Source organism: Duganella caerulea (assembly GCF_040362985.1).
In the GTDB taxonomy this organism is placed as follows: Bacteria; Pseudomonadota; Gammaproteobacteria; order Burkholderiales; family Burkholderiaceae_D; genus Rugamonas; species Rugamonas vulcania.
In genome coordinates, this window is sequence record NZ_BPWJ01000003.1 from 288,935 (window position 1) to 306,676 (window position 17,742).

Consider the following 17,742-nt stretch of genomic DNA (forward strand, 5'->3'; position numbering starts at 1 on the left):
CATGCTGCTTTGGCTCGCTCAGTATTTTCAGCAGGACCTCGGACCCCTCCGGGTCTTCAACTTCATCACCTTCCGCGCGGTGTTCGCCACCGCGACGGCGCTGCTCATCGGCCTGTCGGCCGGTCCGGCCGTGATTCGCAAACTGACCGCCATGAAGTACGGCCAGGCCGTCCGCACCGACGGTCCGCAGACCCATTTGAAAAAACACGGCACCCCGACCATGGGCGGCGTGCTGCTGCTGATCGCCATCGGCGTCTCCACGCTGCTGTGGTGCGACCTGTCCAACCGTTTGATCTGGCCGGTGCTGGTCGTCACGCTGGGCTTCGGCGCGGTCGGCTGGGTCGACGACTACCGCAAGGTGGTGCGTCAGGATCCTGAAGGCATGCGCTCTGCGGAAAAATACTTCTGGCAGTCGCTGGTCGGTCTCGCCGCCGCGCTGTACCTGGCGTTCTCGGTGTCCGCGCCCAACGCCGGCAAGGTGTTCGAGCTGTTCTTCGCGTGGGTGCAGTCGGGCTTCTCGATGGACCTGCCGCCGAAGGCCGACCTGATCGTCCCCTTCGTCAAGACCATCAGCTACCCGCTGGGCGTGTGGGGTTTCATCGCGCTGACATATTGTGTCATCGTCGGCACCAGCAACGCCGTTAACTTCACTGACGGCCTGGATGGCCTGGCGATCATGCCGACGATTATGGTCGGCTCGGCGCTTGGCCTGTTCGCCTACCTGACCGGCAGCGCCACGTATTCGAAGTACCTGTTCATCCCGCACATTCCCGGCGCGGGCGAACTGATTATCTTCTGCGGCGCGCTGGCCGGCGCCGGCCTGGCCTTCCTGTGGTTTAACACCCACCCGGCCCAGGTGTTCATGGGCGACGTCGGCGCATTGGCGCTGGGCGGCGCGCTGGGCACCATCGCCGTCATCGTGCGCCAGGAAATCGTCCTGTTCATCATGGGCGGCATCTTCGTCGCCGAGACGGTGTCGGTGATTATCCAGGTGGGCTGGTTCAAGATCACCAAGAAGCGCTACGGCGTCGGCCGCCGCGTGTTCCTGATGGCGCCCTTGCACCACCACTTTGAACAAAAAGGCTGGAAAGAGACCCAGGTCGTCGTGCGCTTCTGGATTATCACGATGATGCTGGTGCTGGTCGGACTCTCTACTTTGAAACTGCGCTGATGATCTACGAAGGCAAAAACGCACTGGTACTGGGACTGGGTGAATCCGGTCTGGCGATGGCGCTGTGGCTCGCCCGCAGCGGCGCGCGCGTGCGCGTGGCCGATACCCGCGAAGCGCCCGAGCGTCTGCCCGCGTTGCGCGCCGCCGTGCCGGACGCGGAGTTCGTCGCCGGTCCGTTCGGCGCTGCGCTGCTGGAAGGCGTGGACTTCGTCGCCGTCAGCCCCGGCCTGGCGCCGTACCGCGAACTGAAAGAGATTTCGCCAGCCGCCACCGCCGCCGGCGTGCCGGTATGGGGCGAGATCGAACTGTTCGCGCAGGCGCTGGAAGCGCTGGAGCAGGAACGCGGCTACACGCCGAAGGTCATCGCCATCACCGGCACCAACGGCAAGACCACCGTCACCACCCTGGTCGGCCAGCTGTGCGAACGCGCCGGCAAGACCGTACGCGTGGCCGGCAACATCAGCCCCGCCGCGCTGGACGTGCTGCGCGAAGTGCTCGACGACGGCACGCTGCCCGACATCTGGGTACTGGAACTCTCGTCCTTCCAGCTGCAGACCACCTTCACGCTGGAAGCCGACGCCGCGACCGTATTGAACGTCACTCAGGACCACCTGGACTGGCACGGCGACATGCCGTCCTACGCCGCCGCCAAGCACCGCATCTTCGCTGCCGACACCGTGCGCGTATTGAACCGCGACGACGCCACCGTGATGCGCATGGCCAGCTCCACCGGCCACAACGTCACCTTCGGCATCGACGCGCCCACGCTGCGCGACGACTTTGGCCTGAACAGCGAACGTGGCGTGCTGTGGCTCGCCACCGCCGTCCCGGCCGAGGAAGAGGGCGAACCGAAGAAACGCAAGAAGAACGATCCGCCGCCACCACCGGTCGAATGCATGGTCAAGAACCTGATGCCGGCCGACGCGCTGCAAATCCGTGGCGTGCACAACGCCGCCAACGCGCTGGCCGCGCTGGCGCTGTGCCGCGCCATCGACCTGCCACTGGCGCCGCTGCTGCATGGCCTGCGCGAATATCGCGGCCAGCCGCACCGCGTGGAACTGGTCAGCGCCATCAACGGCGTCGAATATTACGACGACAGCAAGGGCACCAACGTCGGCGCCACCGTGGCCGCCCTGAACGGCTTGGGCAAGGCCTTCACCGGCGCCAGCCAGCGTCTGGTGGTCATCATGGGCGGCGACGGCAAGGGCCAGGACTTCACGCCGCTGGCCGAACCGGTATCGCGCTACGTGCGCGCCGTGCTGCTGATCGGCCGCGACGCGCCGCGGATCCGCGCCGCGCTGGAAGCCTCGGCGGACCTGGGCTATGACATCGAAGACTGCGGCACCGACCTGCCGCAAGCCGTCAAGCGCGCCAGCGAACTGGCGCAAGCCGGCGACGCCGTGCTGCTCTCGCCAGCCTGCGCCAGCATGGACATGTTCAAGAACTACGCGCATCGCGCCCAGGTGTTCATCGACACCGTGCGCGAACTCGCCCTCGACGCTGGACAGGAGCTCTGATGGCCTTCCAGATGCCGTTCCGCTTTGCTGACAAGTCGACGCCACCGTCGATGGACAGCCGCGCGCGGCAATCGAAGATGATGGAATACGACCAGCCGCTGGTCTGGGTCACGCTGCTATTGATGCTGCTCGGGATGGTGATGGTGTACTCGGCCTCGATCTCGCTGCCGGATTCGCCCAAGTTCGCCAATTACGTACGCTGGCAGAACACCTACTTCCTGCAACGGCAGGCGATGTTCATCGCCGTCTCGCTGCTGGCCGGCCTGTTCGTGTTCCGCATCCGCATCTGCGACCTGCAGAAGGCCGCGCCGTACCTGTTCATCGGCACCCTGGTGCTGCTGGTGCTGGTGCTGATCCCCGGCCTGGGCGTGGTGGTCAACGGCGGCCGCCGCTGGCTGTCGCTCAAGGTGATCAACGTGCAGCCGTCGGAACTGATGAAAGTCGTGGCCGTGCTGTACGCCGCCGACTATACCGTGCGCAAGCAGGAATACATGCACAAGCTGACCAAGGGCTTCATGCCGATGGCGGCGGCGGTCGGCTTTGTCGGCCTGTTGCTGCTGCTGGAGCCGGACCTGGGCGCCTTCGGCGTGATCGTCTGCATCGCCATGGGCATCCTGTTCCTGGGCGGGATCAACGCCATCTGGTTCGGCGGCATCGGCGCGGTGCTGGTGGTGATCTTCGGCTCCATCATCGCGCTGTCGAAATTCCGCCGCGAGCGCTACTTCGCGTATCTGAACCCGTGGGAAGAGGACAACGCCTTGAACAAGGCCTATCAGCTGACCCACTCGCTGATCGCCTTCGGGCGCGGCGAGATTTTTGGCGTTGGCCTGGGCGGCAGCGTCGAAAAGCTGCACTACCTGCCGGAAGCGCACACCGACTTCCTGCTGGCCGTGATCGGCGAGGAACTCGGCCTGGCTGGCGTGCTGGTGGTGATCGCCCTGTTCTACTGGCTGATCAAGCGCGCCTTCGACATCGGCCGCCAGGCCATCGCCATTGACCAGACCTTTGCCGGCCTGACGGCCAAGGGCATCGGCATCTGGATCGGCGTGCAGACCTTTATCAATATGGGCGTCAACCTTGGCCTGCTGCCGACCAAGGGCTTGACCCTGCCGCTGATGAGCTATGGCGGCACGGGCGTGGTTATTAACTGCATCGGACTCGCGATCCTGCTCCGGATCGATTACGAGAACCGGGTCCTGATGCGTGGTGGCAGATTATGAAACGACTGATGATCATGGCGGCCGGCACCGGCGGCCACATTTTCCCCGGCCTGGCGATCGCGCAGACCTTGCGCGCGCGCGGCTGGGAAGTGACCTGGCTGGGTACCGCCGCCGGCATGGAACAGGACCTGGTGCCCAAGCACGGCATCGCGATGGACAGCATCGACTTCACCGGGATGCGCGGCAAGGGCCTGGCGCACACGCTGGGCGGCGCGGCCAAGATGGTCAAGGCCTTCGCCGCCTGCTTCGGCTACATCGGCAGCCGCAAGCCGGACGTGGTGCTCGGCATGGGCGGCTACGTCACCGTGCCGGGTGGCCTGATGGCGCGCCTGCGCGGCGTGCCGCTGGTGCTGGTCAACGCCGACGCCGCGCTGCTGCTGTCGAATAAAACGCTGGTGCCGTTCGCCGATCGCGTGTGCTTCGGTTTCCCGGCCAACTTCGGCAAGGCCGCCAGCAAGGCCGTCGTCACCGGCAACCCGGTGCGCAAGGAGATTTTGGACCTGCCGGCGCCGGACCTGCGTTTCTTCGGCCGCGAAGGTCCGCTGCGCATCCTGGTGGTGGGCGGCAGCCTTGGCGCGAAAGCGCTGAACGACAACCTGCCGGCCGCGCTGGCGCTGATCCCGGCCGCGCAGCGTCCGCAGGTGACGCACCAATCGGGCAAGAAGAACATCGATGCACTGCGCGCCGCGTACGCCGAGGCGGGCGTGGAAGCGAACGTGGTCGACTTCATCGACGACATGGCGGCGGCCTACAGCCAGGCCGACGTGGTGATCTGCCGCGCAGGCGCGATCACCTTGTCGGAGCTGACCGCCGCCGGCGTGGCCAGCGTGCTGGTGCCGCTGGTCGCATCGACCACCAGCCATCAGCGCGACAACGCGCAATGGATGGCGAAACAGAACGCGGCGATCCACATGCCGCAATCGGAAATGAGCGCGCAGAGTGTGGCGACGCTGTTGGAAACGCTGACACGCGGCGCCTGCCAGACCATGGCGATGGCCGCGCGCGATGTCGGCAAACGCGATGCGAACGACGCTATCGCACAAGTATTGGAACAACTAGCATGAAGCATAAAGTACAGAATATTCACTTCGTCGGCATCGGCGGCAGCGGCATGAGCGGCATCGCCGAAGTGCTGCTCACGCTTGGCTACACCGTGTCCGGCTCGGACCTGGGCAGCAACTCCGTCACCCAGCGCCTGGCCGACATGGGCGCCACCGTCTATCAGGGCCACGCCGCCGGCAACATCGGCGACGCGGACGCCGTCGTCACCTCGACCGCCGTCCAGCAGGACAACCCGGAAGTGGTGGCCGCGCGCGCCCGCAAGATCCCCATCGTGCCGCGCGCCGTGATGCTGGGCGAGTTGATGCGCCTGAAGCGCGGCATCGCCATCGCCGGCACGCACGGCAAGACCACCACCACCAGCCTGGTCGCATCGGTGCTGGCGCAGGGCGGCCTCGATCCGACCTTCGTCATCGGCGGCCGCCTGACCGCCGCCGGCGCCAACGCCAAGCTGGGCACCGGCGACTACCTGGTGGCCGAAGCCGACGAATCGGATGCATCGTTCCTGAACCTGACGCCGATGATCGAGGTGATCACCAACATCGACGCCGACCACATGGAAACCTACGAGCACGATTTCGAAAAGCTCAAGCAGGCCTTCGTCCACTTCACGCACCGCCTGCCGTTCTACGGCCGCGCCATGCTGTGCATCGACGACCAGCACGTGCGCTCGATCCTGCCGCAGGTGACCAAGCCCGTGACTACCTACGGCTTCCACGAGGACGCCGAAGTACGCGCCGTGAACGCCCGCGCGGTCGGCGTCGAGATGCACTTTACCGTCATCCAGGAAGGCTACCCAGACCTGGACGTGGTGCTGAACCAGCCCGGCCTGCACAACGTGCAGAACGCCTGCTCGGCCATCGCCATCGCGCGCGAGATCGGCATCGAGGACAAGGACACCCAGGCCGGCCTGGCCGCCTTCGCGGGCGTGGGCCGCCGCTTCACCAAATACGGCGACGTCGCCATTCCAGGCGGTGGCAGCTTCACGCTGGTGGACGACTTCGGCCACCACCCGCTGGAAATGGAAGTGACCACCGCCGCCGCGCGCGCCGCCTATCCTGGCCGCCGCCTGGTGCTGGCCTTCCAGCCGCACCGCTACAGCCGCACGCGCGACCTGTTCGAGGATTTCGTGAAGGTGCTGGGCACCGTGGACGTGCTGGTGCTGGCGGAAGTCTACGCCGCCGGCGAAGCGCCCATCGTGGCCGCCGACGGCCGCTCGCTGGCGCACGCATTGCGCGCGCGTGGCAAGACCGAACCGATTTTTGTGGAGGCGATCGGCGATATGCCGGAAACCATCATGGGCGTGGTGCGTGACGGCGATGTCGTCATGACCATGGGCGCAGGCTCGATCAGCGGCGTCCCTGCCAAACTGACTAACTATCCAAAGGTCTGAAAGTGAATCACCTTACTCCTGTTGACGCAAAAGCTTTCGGCAAGGTCGGCGTGCTGTACGGCGGCCGTTCCGCCGAGCGCGAAGTGTCCATCATGTCCGGCAACGGCGTGCTGGCTGCCCTGCAAAGCAAGGGCATCGACGCCCACCTGTTCGACACGGGCCTGCGTACGCTGGCCGAACTGGCCGCCGAAAAATTCGACCGCGTGTTCATCGCGCTGCACGGCCGCTTCGGCGAAGACGGCAGCCTGCAGGGCGCGTTGGAACTGCTGGGCATTCCGTACACCGGCAGCGGCGTGATGGCCAGCTCGGTGGGCATGGACAAGATCACCACCAAGATCGTCTGGCTGGCCGCCGGCCTGCCGACGCCGCGCTACGCGGTGCTCAACGCGAGCTCCGACCTGGACGCCGTCTGCGCCGACCTGGGCCTGCCGCTGATCGTCAAGCCGCCGCATGAAGGTTCGACCATCGGCATCACCAAGGTCAGCGCCGCCAATGAATTCAAGGCCGCCTTCGACATCGCCGCCGCGCTGGACGACTCGGTGCTGGCCGAGGAATTCGTCACCGGCCGCGAGTTCACGGTCGCCATGCTGGGCTCCGGCGCTAACGCGCGTCCGCTGCCGGTGGTGGAGATCGTGGCCCCGCAAGGCAACTACGATTACCAGAACAAGTACTTCACCGACGACACCAAGTATTTCTGCCCGGCCGTGCTGCCGGAAGCGCTGACGCAGGAGATGCAGCGCCTGGCGGTGCTGGCCTACCGCGCCATCGGCTGCGAGGGCTGGGGACGGGTCGACTTCCTGCTGCGCGAGAGCGACCAGAAGCCGTTCCTGCTGGAGGTGAACACCTCGCCCGGCATGACCGGCCACTCGCTGGTGCCGATGGCGGCGCGCGCGGAAGGCATCAGCTATGAAGACCTGTGCGTGGAAATCCTGCGCACGGCGCGTTTGAAAATGAAGGGTTAAGCAGCACGATGTGGCAAGACGCTAAAGCTTTGAATGCAACCGCCAGCGGCATTTTCGTCCTGACGCTGTTGGCATGCATCGCGGCAGGCGTGTGGTGGGTGGCGCAGCGGCCGATGTTCACGCTGCGCACGATCCGGATCGAGACGATCGGACAGGACGAGTTAAAGCATGTGAATCACCTGACGCTGCGCAGCAACGCGTTGGGCCGCATCAAGGGCAACTTCTTCACGACGAATCTGGATGCGGTGCGCCAGGCGTTTGAATCGGTGCCCTGGGTACGCCGCGCAACGGTGCGCCGCGAGTGGCCGGACCAGCTGATCGTGGCCCTGGAGGAGCACGAGGCGCTCGGTACCTGGGGCGAGGACGGCAAGCTGCTCTCGACCAAGGGCGATGTGTTCACCGCCAACCTGGCCGAGGCGGAAGAGGATCACACGCTGCCGGAGTTCGATGGACCGGACGGCAGCGAGAAGGAAGTGCTGTCGCGTTACGACGAGCTGCGTGCCTGGTTCGCGCCGCTCAAGCTGGTGCCGGAATCGCTGTCGCTGTCGGGGCGCTATGCGTGGACGGTGAAGCTGAACAACGGCATGAGCGTGGCGCTGGGTCGCGAGCAGACCAGCACCACGTTGAAGGAAAGGGTGGACCGCCTGATGGGAATTTATCCGCAGCTGGTGGAGCACTTGCAGAACATCGAGACCATCGATATGCGGTACCAGAACGGGTTGGCCCTGAGCGCGGCGGGATTGAAGATTCCCACCGAGGGAACCAAGCCCAAAGCGGCAGTTAAAAAGAACAACGTTAAACCACAACACTAAGCAGTAACAGCAGGCGAGAGAGTAGGCTAAAAGACATGACAAAAGACGCGAAAAACCTGATCGTCGGCCTCGATATTGGCACCTCGAAAGTGGTGGCCGTGGTGGCCGAGGTGATGGGCGATGGACGCCACGAGGTGATCGGGTTGGGCCAGCACGAATCGAAAGGCCTGAAGAAGGGCGTGGTGGTCAACATCGAAGCGACCGTCGAATCGATCCAGCGCGCGCTGGAAGAGGCGGAGCTGATGGCCGACTGCAAAATCCGCAATGTCTACGCCGGCATCGCGGGCAGCCATATCCGCAGCTTCAATTCGAGCGGCATGGTCGCCATCAAGGACAAGGAAGTGACGGCCACCGACGTGGCGCGCGTGATCGAGACGGCCAAGGCGGTCAACATCCCGACCGACCAGCAGCTGCTGCACACGGTGCCGCAGGAGTTCATCGTCGACAGCCAGGAAGACGTGCGCGAGCCGATCGGCATGAGCGGCATCCGGCTGGAAGTGAAGGTGCATATCGTCACCGGCGCCGTGTCGGCGGTGCAGAACATCGTCAAGTGCGTGCGCCGCTGCGGCCTGGAAGTGTCGGACCTGATTTTGCAGCCGATGGCATCGGCCGACGCTGTGCTCACGCCGGACGAGAAGGAACTGGGCGTGGTGTTGATTGACATCGGCGGCGGCACCACCGACGTCGCCGTGTTCTCGGACGGCGCGATCCGCCACACCGCCGTGATCCCGATCGCCGGCGACCAGATCACCAACGACATCGCGATGGCGCTGCGCACGCCGACCTCGGAAGCGGAAGAGATCAAGATCCGCTACGGCGTGGCCAAGCAGGTGCTGGCCGATCCGGGCGAGACGCTGGAAGTGCCGGGCCTGGGCGACCGTGGCCCGCGCAACCTGTCGCGCCAGGCGCTGGCCGCCGTGATCGAGCCGCGCGTTGAAGAGCTGTTCGCCATGGTGCACCAGGTGGTGCGCGAGTCGGGTTACGAAGGCGTGCTGTCGTCGGGCATCGTGCTCACCGGCGGCACCGCGATCATGCCTGGCATGGTCGAGATGGCGGAAGATATATTCCTCAAGCCGGCGCGCCTTGGCACGCCGGACTACCGTGGCCAGCTGGCCGACGTGGTGCGCAGCCCGCGCTACGCGACCGTGCTTGGCCTGTTGTTGGAAGCGAAAAAGCAGTACCTGCGTGGCCATATCGTCACGCGGCAGGATGGTTCGGTGAAGGCAGTTTGGCAGCGCATGAAGGAATGGTTCCTCGGGAATTTTTAAACGCTTTGAAGCACTAAACACACTAAATTTTTTATATTAAAACCGCAGTTTTCAATCCCCAGTTCTTCTAACGATATGAGGACTGGCGCTTGAAAACCGCATTCTGATAGGGAGTCACATCATGGAGTTTGATATGGTCGATAACGCAGCTTTGGGCACCGTCATCAAGGTCGTCGGAGTCGGCGGAGCAGGTGGCAATGCAGTTCAACACATGATCAACAAGGGTATGGCCGGCGTCGAGTTCATCGCCGCGAATACCGATGCGCAGGCGCTGTCCACCTCCAAGGCCCACAACGTCATCCAGATCGGCGAGACCGGCCTGGGTGCCGGCATGAAGCCGGACGTCGGCCGCAAGCTGGCCGAGGAATCGCGCCAGCGCATTGAAGACTCGCTGCGCGGCGCGCACATGGTCTTCATCGCCGCCGGCATGGGCGGCGGTACCGGCACCGGCGCCGCACCGATCGTGGCCGAAGTGGCCAAGTCGCTGGGCGCGCTGACCGTGGCCGTGGTGTCCAAGCCGTTCTCGCACGAAGGCCAGAAGTGCATGGACATCGCCGATGAAGGCCTGGAACAGCTGTCGGCCAACGTCGACTCGCTGATCGTGATCCTCAACGAGAAGCTCGAAGAGATCTACGAAGACGAATCGCTGATCGAATGGCTGCAGCACGCCGACGATGTGCTCAACAACGCCGTCGCCGGTATCGCCGAGATCATCAACGTGCCGGGCCACATCAACGTCGACTTCAACGACGTCAAGACCATTATGGGCGAGCAGGGCAAGGCCATGATGGGCACCGCGACCGCGAACGGCATCGACCGCGCGCGTATCGCCGCCGAGCAGGCAGTGGCTTCGCCGCTGCTGGACGGCGTCGACCTGTCGGGCGCCCGTGGGGTGCTGGTGAACGTGACCGCGTCGCGTGGCCTGAAGGGTAAAGAGATCAAGGAAGTCATGGCCGCCGTGCGCGCCTTCGCCGCGCCGGACGCGTCGATCGCCCAGGGTATCGCCTACGACGACAGCATGGGCGACGACATCCGCGTGACCGTGGTCGCCACTGGCCTGGGCAAGACCAAGAAGCACGTGCAGCTGGTTCCTCAGCAGATGCTGCGCACCGGCACCCACAACAGCCCGATGATGCCATCGGCTGCACTGGGTGGCGCGGCTTCGTCGTCGGTGTCGATGGGCGCCACCAGCGGCATGGGCGGCGGCGCGTCGCCAGCGTTCGACGGCATGAAGGCGCCGGCCGTATGGCGTCGCGAATCGGCTTCCGAGCAGGTGCGCGCGATGGAAAAGAATGGCATGGAAACCTACGACATTCCTGCCTTCCTGCGCAAGCAGGCGGATTAAGGCATACTGCTGGCTCTAAGCCGGTGAAAGCCGCGCCTTGGCGCGGCTTTTTTACGTTTCAACATTTATAAAAGGAGTCATCCATGACCATCAAGATTGGCGACACCCTGCCAGAAGGCACCCTGTCCGAATTCATCGAAACCGAAACCGAAGGCTGCTCGCTGGGCCCGAACACGTTCAACGTACAAGACCTGGTCAAGGGCAAGAAGATCGCGATCTTCGGCCTGCCAGGCGCCTACACCCCGACCTGCTCGGCACAGCACGTGCCAGGCTACGTCAAGCACGCCGCCGAGCTGAAAGCCAAGGGCGTCGACGAAATCTGGTGCATCTCGGTCAATGACGCCTTTGTCATGGGCGCATGGGGCCGCGACCAGAAAGCCACCGGCACCGTCCGCATGATGGCCGACGGCAACGCCGCTTACTCCAAGGCCCTGGGCCTGGACGCCGACTTCAGCAAGTTCGGCATGGGCACTCGCTCGCAGCGCTACTCGATGCTGGTCGAGAACGGCGTCGTGACGCAACTGAACATCGAACAAGGCGGCAAGTTCGAAGTATCGAACGCCGAGACCCTGCTGGCCCAGGCGTAAGCGCCGGACTGGTTTGATGTAGTGAGCAAACGGCGCCGAGGCGCCGTTTGTCTTTACCACCAGCCGTTATCGTGCAAGACCATTTTCTTGTAGTAGTCGATGTTGGCGCGTAGCGCGTATAGCGCGGTCGTGGCGATTCCAACTGCTTTTTCCAGCAGTGTCCAGTCGATGTCCTGCATGGTGACCTCGACCACAAACAGCAGCATGAAGCCGATCAGCCAGTACGCCAGCGCCTTGCGCCACATCCCTTTGGCCAGATAGTAGAGCGGACCGAACAGGAATGCCCACACGTTGAACTGCGTCCGCATGCGCTCACTACTGGTCAGTTTTTTTTTCCTCGGCAGATTGGGGCCGCCCGCCAACTCAATCAAATCGAAGCGGATGCGCCAGATCTGCGGCAGGTCTGACGGCAGCGAAGTTCCGGCTGTTTTGCAATCGTCCACGTTGGTCTCCTTCGGGCAGTGATCGTGCTTCATATTGTCATTCCGGATCAGGTTAAATATTGATGTTTGGCAACGTCTGGCGGGCGGGATTTGATGGGCGTCACATGTGGCTTCATCGCCGGCTGAAAAATGGAGGTATGATTTCCAAGGTGCGTTCGATGGAGGAAGTGATGAGTTTTCTGAGTTGGGAGGGACTGGCGCAGCGCCATGCATTGGGAGAGATAGCATCCGTCACACTGTTTGCTGTGGCGGACGTTTTTGAGGTCCGGCTCGCCACTGCGGAGGGAACATCCACATTGGCGGGCGGCGACAATACGCGTCTGGAATTCACGGATATACACGAAGCTCTATCGTTGTTGCGCAAAATAGGTATCTGGCAGGTCGCGGTGGATACCAGCGGTTGGCACGTAGCCTCTAGCGAAGCGGATCATGCGGATTGGGCAAAAGCCAAGATAAGCGCGGCGCTGGCCGGATTGCGGGATGGTTCCAATCGCGTTTTTTCAGCAGCCGAGTGGGCCGCTATTCGAGCTGCGAAAAAAGCGAGTCGCGGTGCACCATGAGGGAACTTGTTCGGACCGCGACCTATCTCGCTGATCTGGACGATATCGAGCGATATATCGCACGTGACAATCCTGTCGCTGCCTCTCAGCTGTGTGATCTGATCGACGATCAGGCTGACCAATTGGCCGATCCGAATTTTCCTCGACGGAGAGGCCGGGTGAAAGGTACATTTGAACTGGTGGTGCATAAGCACTACGTTGTTGTATTCATTGATGACCTGACCACAGTCACCTTGCTGAACGTGATACATACCAGCAGAAAATACCCATGAAAGTAATTGCCATATCCGGTAGCCTGCGGGCCGCCTCGATCAACTCGATGCTGCTGCGCGTGATGGCCGATGTGGCGCCGCTCGGTATCGAGGTGCGGCTGTACCAAGGACTCGGACAGCTGCCGTTGTTTAATCCTGATATCGCCGAGCCGCCACCCGTTGTTGCCGCGCTGCGCGACGCCTTGCTGGCCGCCGATGCGGTGGTTATCGCCAGCCCGGAATACGCGCACGGCGTGACCGGCACGATCAAGAACGGCCTCGATTGGATGGTCGGCAACGAATCCTTTATCGACAAGCCGGTGGCCTTGCTGAACGCCTCGCCGCGCGCCACCCATGCCTATGCGTCACTGCGTGAAACCATCACTGTGATGTCGGCCCGCGTGGTGGAAGCCGCGTCGATTACCCTGCCGCTGCTGGGCGCCAACCTGAGCGAGGAGGCGATGCGTGCCGATCCGCAGATCTGCGGCATGCTGCGGGCGGCCTTGCTGGCCTTGAAGGCGGATCAGTAACCCAGGCAGCGTGCCAGTTCAACGGCCAGCCGGCGCCGCTGGGCCGCGCCGAGGAAGCGGCCCACTTCGATCTGCTCGCCGTGGTCTTCCAGTTGGATCGGATCGCTGTCGCGCCGTGGCGGCAGCAGGCGGGTGGTGCGCCGGTGCAGACGCCGCGCGCTGCATTGGCGGCCCCGGCGCTGCTCCACCACGATGGCGCCGTGCGAAATATCGATGCGGTCGTAGTCGTCGCGATGGCGCGCGCAGTAGCGCAGGCAGGCCGCCAGCGCCGCCTGCTCCAGCGCGGCGTAGACCAGCACATACCAATACCCCTGCCACAGGAACGCCATCGCCACCAGCGCCGACGGCACGCACAGCGACGCGAACACCAGCGCCAGTTGGCGCTGGGTCAGTGTGCAGCGGCGCTCCAACAGCCAGCTGCGCGGTTCCGATGGCACATCGCGCGGCATCGCATTCTCCCTGGACGTGCTCCAAGTATATCGCGCTTCGCGCGCGCGCCGGCGTCAGTAGATATCGCCGAAGTTGTGCTTGGCCTTGAACAAGGTCGAGTCGATCGAGAACGAGCAGTCGGCCTGCACGGCGAAATAGTGCTGCGTCTCCTCCGGCGCCGTGGCGAACAGGCTGCGGATCGCCGTCACGCGTTCGGCCGGCGTGCGCATGCGGGCGGTCCATTCGTCGAACTTCATCTCCAGCTTCCAGTCGCTGACGCGCTCGCAGCTGAAGCCCGCGCCTTCCAGCATCGCCTGCCATTCGGACGGCCGGTAGTCGCGCACATGCGAGCCGTCGCGCAGCAGCTCGATCGCCTGCAAGGTGGTGTCGTGCAGCGGGATTTCCGGCGCGGTGATGTCGATGACGATCAGCACGCCGCCCTTCTTCAACACCCGTTTCACTTCGCGCAGCGCGGCCGGCACGTCCAGCCAGTGGTGCGCCGAGAAGCGCGTGACCACCATGCAGAACGAGGCATCCGCGAACGGCAGGCTGGCCACGTTGCCCTGCTGCGTGAGCACGTTGTCCAGGCCCCGCTCGCGGGCGGCGCCGGCCACCACGGCCAGCATTTCCGCCGACAGGTCGAACGCCGTCACCGACTTGGCGACCGGCGCCACGGCGAAGCTGGCGTGGCCGGCGCCGCAGCCCAGGTCCAGTATCGTTGGATGCGGCCCCAGCACGCGGGCGATCTCGCGCAGCGCGGCCAGGTCGGCGCCTTGCGCGTGGACGGTGCTGGTGAGGTAGGCACTGGCGGTATTGCCGAACTGCTGGGCGACGATGGCTTGCTGTTTCATGTTTTTCTCCAGGAAGGGACGAGTCAGGGCAGAATAGGCGTGTTTTTATCCTGTAACAAGACAAGTACTTATCCTGGTATAAGAACTACCATGCACAACAAACTCGGCGAATTTATCCGCGCCCATCGCGAACGCATCAAGCCCGACAGCGTCGGCCTGCCCGGTGGCGGGCGCCGCCGCACGCCCGGCTTGCGGCGCGAAGAACTGGCGCAATTGTGCGATGTCAGCCCGACCTGGCTGACGTGGCTGGAACAGGGCAGGGAGGTGCAGGCGTCCAGCAAGATGCTGGCGCGGCTAGCGGAGGTGCTGCGGCTGTCGGCCGCCGAGCGCGCATATCTGTTCGGCCTGGCCGACCGGCTCGATCCGCACCATGACGACGACGGCGGCGATACCGCCGAAGCGCTGGACGCGGTGGTCGCGGCCATCGGCGCCCCGGCCTACATCCTCGACCGTCAGTGGGACGCGGTGGCGTGGAATCCGCAGGCGGCGCAGCTGTTCGCAGGCTGGCTGACGCCGCAGCCGCAGTCCCGGCCAAACCTGTTGCGCTACATGTTCGCCGACGCGGCGGCGCGCGAACTGATTGTCGACTGGCCGGAGCGCGCCCGCCGGCTGGTGGCCGAGTTCCGCGCAGACATCGGCCGGCACGCCAGCGAGCAGCCGCTGGCCGGCCTGATCGCCGAACTGTCCGGGACCAGCGCCACCTTCGCCGAGCTGTGGACCTTGCAGGACGTGGTCGGCAGGGAAGGTGGCCTGCGCCGCTTCCGCCATCCGCAGCAGGGCGATCTGGACTTCAATCAGGTGACGCTGCACTTGGCCAAGCGGCACGACCTGAAGCTGGTGATGCTGCTGTAGCGGGACAAGCGCCGCCAGATCGGATAAAGTCATCGGAACCAACAACCAAGGAGCAGGGATGCGAACGATAGCGATGCTGTGCGTGGGAGCGTTGATGATGGCCGGGCCGGGCGTCTCTGCGGCTGCCGAGCCGGCCGGACATATCACCGGCGTTGGCGGCGTGTTCTTCAAGGCCAAGGACCCGAAGGCGCTGGCGGCGTGGTATCGCGACGTGCTGGGCATGCCGCTGGAAGTGTGGGGCGGCGCCAAGCTGCGCTACGACGCGCCCCAGCATCCGCCGGCGCTGATCTGGAGCGCCTTCCCGGCCACGACCAAATACTTCGCGCCATCGACCAGCGAGTTCATGGTCAACTACGCGGTCGACGATATGGACGCCTTCCTCGCCCGGCTGAAAGCGAAAGACGTCGCCATCCTGAAGCGCACCGACGACGACCCGAACGGCCGCTTCGCCTGGATACTCGATCCGGAAGGGAACAAGATCGAACTCTGGGAACCGAAACGCGTGGCGCCCTGATTGGGTGGGAGCCGGCTGCCCGATGAAACGCAAGCCCTTGACGATACTGGTGGTGGAGGACCACGCGGCGATCGCGCGCCAGATAGTAGCCTTCCTCGATGGGCTGAAGTGGCAGACCGACCACGCCGCCACCGGCACGCTGGCCATCGACCTGGCGACGCACAACCCGTACGACGTCGTGCTGCTCGACCTGAATCTTCCCGACCTCGATGGGCTGGAGGTCTGCCGCGCGATCAAGGCGCGTGCGCCGCGCAACGTGCCGGTGTTGATGCTCACCGCCCGCGACGCCTTCGAAGACAAGGCGCGCGGCTTCAACGAAGGCGCGGACGATTACCTGACCAAGCCGTTCGACCTGCGCGAGCTTGCCCTGCGTTGCGAGGCGCTGGCGCGGCGCGGACAGCTGCACGTCGGCCAGGAGCTGCGGGTTGGCCCGCTCACGCTGCTGCCGCGCGAAAAGCGCGCTTTGTGCGACGGCGCGCCGCTGCCGTTGACGCAGGCCGGCTTCAAGATCCTGCTGGTGCTGTGCGCCGCGTTTCCGCACGCCGTGTCCCGGTCGGCACTGATGCACGAGCTGTGGGGCGCCAACCCGCCGGACAGCGATGCCCTCAAATCGCACATTTATGCGCTGCGCAAGCAGCTGGAGCTGGCCGGCGTCGGGAAGATGGTCGTCACCATACCGCAGCTCGGCTATCGGCTGGCGCCGGAGGAGGCGGCCGATGTTTAAGTCGATCCGGCATGGCCTGTTCGCCGCGCTGGCCGGTTTCACCGTCCTGATTTGCCTGTGCTACACCGGGCTGGCGCTGGTCATTTCCTACGTCACCGAAGACATGCTGATCGATCGCCTGCTGGAACGGGAGGCCGCCGCGATGACGGCACATTTCCGCCTGCACGGCGAAGTCCCGTCGCCCGGCGACGCCATGATGCAGGTCTACCGCAGCGCGGCGGCGCTGCCGTCCGCCGTGCGCGAGCGCGTCGCGGCCGGCCAATTGCGTGCTGAGATATCCACCGGCAGCGGCCAGCACTATCACCTCCGCACGCTCGACCTGCCCGCGCAGGCCGGCCCGCAGCGTGTCTACCTGTTGGCCGATGTCCGTCCGCTGCTGGTGGTGTCGCAGCTGTTCCGCGATGTCGGCGGGGTGCTGGCCTCGGTTGCGCTGGGCTTGATCGCGCTGGCGCTGTTGCTGGCTTACTGGCTGTCGCGCCGGCTGGTCGCGCCGCTGCAGGTGCTGGCGAGCGAAGTGCGGACCCTGCCGCAGCAAGGCCCGGTTGAATTCAGTGCCCGGCATCGCCGCGATGAAATCGGCTACCTTGCGCGCAAGCTTGGCGCGACCATCGCCGAACTGCAGACCGCGCTGGACCGCGAGCACGCGTTCACGCGCGACGTCAGCCACGAGCTGCGCACGCCGCTGACGGTCATGAACAATATCCTCGGCCCGGCGCAAGCGGCTGCGCTGGGCGCGGACGACGTTGCCCAGCTGCGCACAGGCGTCGGTGAAATCGGCGCTACCATCGACGTGCTGTTCGCACTGGCGCGCGCGGAGCATATCGCGGAGCAGGCCTTTGACCTGCGCGGCTGCATCGAGGAGTGCCTGCTGCGCTTGATGGACAGCGACGCATGGGCAGATGATCGGTTGGCGCTCGACCTGCCTGACCGGCTGGAGGTGCGGGGCAACCGCCATCTGTCCACGCTGCTCGTCAACAACTGCCTGGGCAATGCCCTGTTCCATGGCGGCGCCGGCTCGCGGTTGTCGCTGTCGTTTGCCGACGGCGTGCTTAGCCTGAGCAACACTGTCGACCCTGCGCGGCCGGGCGCCACGCAAGGCTTCCAGCACGGCCAGCATTTGCTACGCCGGATCGCTGGGGCCATGCGCTGGGAAGTGGAGTTCCATGCCGGCGCGACGGCATATCGTGTTGACATCGTCCCGCGTCGCTCGCGCTGAAAGTGGCCGGATTTCACCAGGGTTTCACCACCAGTTTT

At 64.7% G+C, this 17,742-nt stretch carries 20 protein-coding genes; 17 read left to right on the plus strand and 3 right to left on the minus strand.

The features are described 5' to 3' along the window. Position 1: 1 nt before the first annotated feature. The 10 genes from mraY (at position 2) to ACUJB0_RS10645 (ending at position 11,334) form a co-directional block, all read left to right on the plus strand. Complete coding sequence (mraY, locus tag ACUJB0_RS10600) at positions 2-1,171, plus strand: phospho-N-acetylmuramoyl-pentapeptide-transferase (protein ID WP_444845189.1); 1,170 nt, start codon at positions 2-4, stop codon at positions 1,169-1,171. Continuing rightward, a complete protein-coding gene (gene murD / locus ACUJB0_RS10605) occupies positions 1,171-2,688 on the plus strand; it encodes a UDP-N-acetylmuramoyl-L-alanine--D-glutamate ligase (protein WP_444845190.1) in 1,518 nt (505 codons plus the stop codon). The genes mraY and murD overlap by 1 nt, the downstream gene beginning before the upstream one ends. Further along, a complete protein-coding gene (ftsW, locus tag ACUJB0_RS10610; protein WP_444845191.1) occupies positions 2,688-3,908 on the plus strand; it encodes a putative lipid II flippase FtsW in 1,221 nt (406 codons plus the stop codon). The genes murD and ftsW overlap by 1 nt, the downstream gene beginning before the upstream one ends. Beyond that, a complete protein-coding gene (gene murG, locus ACUJB0_RS10615; protein WP_444845192.1) occupies positions 3,905-4,972 on the plus strand; it encodes an undecaprenyldiphospho-muramoylpentapeptide beta-N-acetylglucosaminyltransferase in 1,068 nt (355 codons plus the stop codon). The genes ftsW and murG overlap by 4 nt, the downstream gene beginning before the upstream one ends. Next, complete coding sequence (gene murC, locus ACUJB0_RS10620) at positions 4,969-6,360, plus strand: UDP-N-acetylmuramate--L-alanine ligase (RefSeq protein WP_444845193.1); 1,392 nt, start codon at positions 4,969-4,971, stop codon at positions 6,358-6,360. Before murG ends, murC begins: the two co-directional genes overlap by 4 nt. Positions 6,361-6,362: 2 nt before the next feature. After that, the gene (locus ACUJB0_RS10625; RefSeq protein ID WP_161082606.1) at positions 6,363-7,322 is read left to right on the plus strand and encodes a D-alanine--D-alanine ligase; all 960 of its coding nucleotides are present in this window, start codon (positions 6,363-6,365) and stop codon (positions 7,320-7,322) included. Between the two features lie 8 nt (positions 7,323-7,330). Beyond that, positions 7,331-8,134: a cell division protein FtsQ/DivIB gene (locus ACUJB0_RS10630; RefSeq protein WP_444845194.1), complete on the plus strand. Its 804-nt coding sequence runs from the start codon at positions 7,331-7,333 to the stop codon at positions 8,132-8,134. A 35-nt stretch (positions 8,135-8,169) separates the two neighbouring features. Next, positions 8,170-9,402 (plus strand): cell division protein FtsA, encoded by a 1,233-nt coding sequence (gene ftsA / locus ACUJB0_RS10635; protein WP_008445439.1) that lies wholly within the window; start codon positions 8,170-8,172, stop codon positions 9,400-9,402. Positions 9,403-9,523: 121 nt separating this feature from the next. Beyond that, on the plus strand, positions 9,524-10,747 hold the full coding sequence (gene ftsZ, locus ACUJB0_RS10640; protein WP_444845195.1) for a cell division protein FtsZ: 1,224 nt from the start codon (positions 9,524-9,526) through the stop codon (positions 10,745-10,747). 83 nt (positions 10,748-10,830) lie between these two features. Next, positions 10,831-11,334 carry a peroxiredoxin gene (locus ACUJB0_RS10645; RefSeq protein WP_444845196.1) on the plus strand — a complete coding sequence of 168 codons (504 nt, stop codon included), beginning with the start codon at positions 10,831-10,833 and terminating at the stop codon, positions 11,332-11,334. Positions 11,335-11,387: 53 nt separating this feature from the next. On the opposite strand, the gene ACUJB0_RS10650 is transcribed toward ACUJB0_RS10645, so the two are convergent. Continuing rightward, the gene (locus ACUJB0_RS10650) at positions 11,388-11,810 is read right to left on the minus strand and encodes a DUF2628 domain-containing protein (protein WP_444845197.1); all 423 of its coding nucleotides are present in this window, start codon (positions 11,808-11,810) and stop codon (positions 11,388-11,390) included. 29 nt (positions 11,811-11,839) lie between these two features. On the opposite strand from ACUJB0_RS10650, the gene ACUJB0_RS10655 reads away from it, so the two are divergent. Genes ACUJB0_RS10655 through ACUJB0_RS10665 form a run of 3 tightly spaced genes read left to right on the plus strand, consistent with a single transcriptional unit; the run spans position 11,840 to position 13,118 of the window. Continuing rightward, positions 11,840-12,337 carry a hypothetical protein gene (locus ACUJB0_RS10655; RefSeq protein WP_444845198.1) on the plus strand — a complete coding sequence of 166 codons (498 nt, stop codon included), beginning with the start codon at positions 11,840-11,842 and terminating at the stop codon, positions 12,335-12,337. After that, entirely contained in the window at positions 12,334-12,609 is a 276-nt protein-coding gene (locus ACUJB0_RS10660) for a type II toxin-antitoxin system RelE/ParE family toxin (RefSeq protein WP_444845199.1), read from the plus strand. The genes ACUJB0_RS10655 and ACUJB0_RS10660 overlap by 4 nt, the downstream gene beginning before the upstream one ends. Beyond that, positions 12,606-13,118: an NADPH-dependent FMN reductase gene (locus tag ACUJB0_RS10665; RefSeq protein WP_444845200.1), complete on the plus strand. Its 513-nt coding sequence runs from the start codon at positions 12,606-12,608 to the stop codon at positions 13,116-13,118. Before ACUJB0_RS10660 ends, ACUJB0_RS10665 begins: the two co-directional genes overlap by 4 nt. Here the strand turns inward: ACUJB0_RS10665 and ACUJB0_RS10670 are convergent. Both ACUJB0_RS10670 and ACUJB0_RS10675 read right to left on the minus strand, forming a co-directional pair. Next, positions 13,112-13,567, minus strand: coding sequence for a DUF2244 domain-containing protein (locus ACUJB0_RS10670; RefSeq protein ID WP_444845201.1), 456 nt, complete (start codon positions 13,565-13,567; stop codon positions 13,112-13,114). The genes ACUJB0_RS10665 and ACUJB0_RS10670 overlap by 7 nt on opposite strands. Positions 13,568-13,621: 54 nt before the next feature. After that, entirely contained in the window at positions 13,622-14,398 is a 777-nt protein-coding gene (locus ACUJB0_RS10675; RefSeq protein ID WP_444845202.1) for a class I SAM-dependent methyltransferase, read from the minus strand. Positions 14,399-14,488: 90 nt separating this feature from the next. On the opposite strand from ACUJB0_RS10675, the gene ACUJB0_RS10680 reads away from it, so the two are divergent. The 4 genes from ACUJB0_RS10680 to ACUJB0_RS10695 are packed head-to-tail and all read left to right on the plus strand — an operon-like array spanning position 14,489 to position 17,704. Then, on the plus strand, positions 14,489-15,250 hold the full coding sequence (locus tag ACUJB0_RS10680; protein ID WP_444845203.1) for a helix-turn-helix transcriptional regulator: 762 nt from the start codon (positions 14,489-14,491) through the stop codon (positions 15,248-15,250). Positions 15,251-15,308: 58 nt separating this feature from the next. After that, positions 15,309-15,764, plus strand: a complete 456-nt coding sequence (locus ACUJB0_RS10685; protein ID WP_444845204.1) for a VOC family protein — start codon at positions 15,309-15,311, stop codon at positions 15,762-15,764. Between the two features lie 22 nt (positions 15,765-15,786). Beyond that, positions 15,787-16,488: a response regulator transcription factor gene (locus tag ACUJB0_RS10690; protein ID WP_444845205.1), complete on the plus strand. Its 702-nt coding sequence runs from the start codon at positions 15,787-15,789 to the stop codon at positions 16,486-16,488. Further along, a complete protein-coding gene (locus ACUJB0_RS10695; protein ID WP_444845206.1) occupies positions 16,481-17,704 on the plus strand; it encodes a sensor histidine kinase in 1,224 nt (407 codons plus the stop codon). The genes ACUJB0_RS10690 and ACUJB0_RS10695 overlap by 8 nt, the downstream gene beginning before the upstream one ends. Positions 17,705-17,742 lie beyond the last annotated feature (38 nt).